This window comes from Streptomyces sp. A0958, assembly GCF_004795035.1.
Lineage (GTDB): Bacteria > Actinomycetota > Actinomycetes > Streptomycetales > Streptomycetaceae > Streptomyces.
The window spans coordinates 1-1,716 of the sequence record NZ_SSBK01000089.1; the positions used below are offsets into that span (position 1 = coordinate 1).

The following is a 1,716-nucleotide window of genomic DNA, read 5'->3' on the forward strand; positions in this document are numbered from 1 at the left end:
CCCCGGCTATTCACCGAAATTGTCCGAGCTGACGCCCTGACAGCAGAAAGGCGCCGTTGACCTGCAAGGATGCGCGTGTTGAGGACGTATCCGGGCAGAGGATCAAGGCACCTTTCTGGTGAACGAGCGTACAGGGTGGGACCGGCGGCTGACCGTGCGGGCCGACGGGAAAGGACTGGTCGGGCACGCAGGAGCGGTGTTGCTGCGTAAGTGTGCGGACCGGGTCGGAGTGACGGAGGCGCTCGCGCGGGTGCTGCCTCAGGGCGGGCCGGGCTGGCGGGACCGAGCCGCGCTGCTGGTCCAGCTCGCCGTCGCGATCACGCTGGGGGCGACGAACCTGCTGGAGGCCGAACAGCTCCAGCTCCATCACCGGCCGCTGTTCGGGGCGCCGGCCTCGGACTCCACCGCCCATCGGGCTCTTGCCGCGCTCGATGAGCCGGCGCTCGCGCGGGTCGCGAAGGCCCGCCGGACAGTGCGGCGGCACGTCTGGTCGAGGCTGCGCCTACGGCCCGGCGGGTTCCCCTGGCTGACCGTCGCGGGACGGCGGCTGACCGGCTGGATCGTCATCGACCTCGACGCCACGATCATCACCGCCGCCTCCAAGAAGCAGCGGGCAACCGTCACGTTCAAGAAAACGTGGGGCTTCCATCCCCTCGCCGCCTGGTGCGCCAACACGTCGGAGTCGCTGGCGATGGAGCTGCGGCCGGGCAACGCCGGAGCCAACACCGTCGAGGATCACCTCCGTGTCCTGGAGGCCGCGCTGGAGCAGATACCGGACTCCTCTCACGCCAAGATCCTCGTCCGGGTCGACGGCGCCGGAGCAACCCACGGTCTGCTCGATCACCTCGAATCCCTCAACACCACCCGTCGCACGGTGCGTTACACGGTCGGCTGGAAGATGACCGACACCGACGAGACGGCGATCGGCAAGCTCCCGGAAGAGACCTGGGAGACCTCGTTGCAGCAGGACGGCAGGCTCCAGGAGGGCTACTTCGTGGCCGAACTGACCGGCCTGAACGCCCGCGAGGGCTGGCCGAAGGGCATGCGGCTGATCGTCCGCCGGGTCCGCCCCTCGGGCCGGCAGATCGCGAAACTGACCGCGTTCGAGAAGAAGACCGGCTGGCGCTACAGCATCACCGCAACAAACATCCGCCACATGTGGGGCATCGCCGGCTCCCACCAGCCCCAGTTCCTCGATGCCCTGCACCGTGATCACGCCGAGGTCGAGGACCGGGTGAGAACGAACAAGGCCCTCGGCCTGCACAACCTCCCCTCGAAGTCCTGGGAGGTCAACCGCGGTTGGATGCTCGCCTCCAACCTCGCCGCCGACCTGGACGCCTGGGTTCGCCTCCTGTCCCTGCACGACATCGACGATCTCGCCGACGCGGAACCGGACACGATGCGGTTCCGGCTCTACCATCTGCCCGCCCGCTTCACGAAACACGCCCGCAGCCGTCTGTTTCGTATCGACGCGAGCTGGCCATGGGCACAGGCGTTCACCACCGCATGGCAGAGGCTCACCGACCTGCCGGCCGTCACCTGACGGCCGGCTCCCGCCCCGACGAAGACCAGGAAGGAGCACCACCGCCAGCACCCCGGACCCGTGGAACCCGGCGCACCCGCAGCGTCACGCGATGGCCCACCCTCGACCAGCCGAGGACATTACGGGCACCCCACCGAGCCGAACACGCTCACGCCACCCGTGAAGAATCGAGG

Annotated in this window: 1 protein-coding gene; it reads left to right on the forward strand. The window is 68.7% G+C overall.

The window, feature by feature from the left end; all coding sequences use genetic code 11:
- The first annotated feature begins 118 nt into the window (after positions 1–118).
- Complete coding sequence (locus E6P78_RS32430; protein ID WP_240799469.1) at positions 119–1,543, forward strand: IS1380 family transposase; 1,425 nt, start codon at positions 119–121, stop codon at positions 1,541–1,543.
- Positions 1,544–1,716 lie beyond the last annotated feature (173 nt).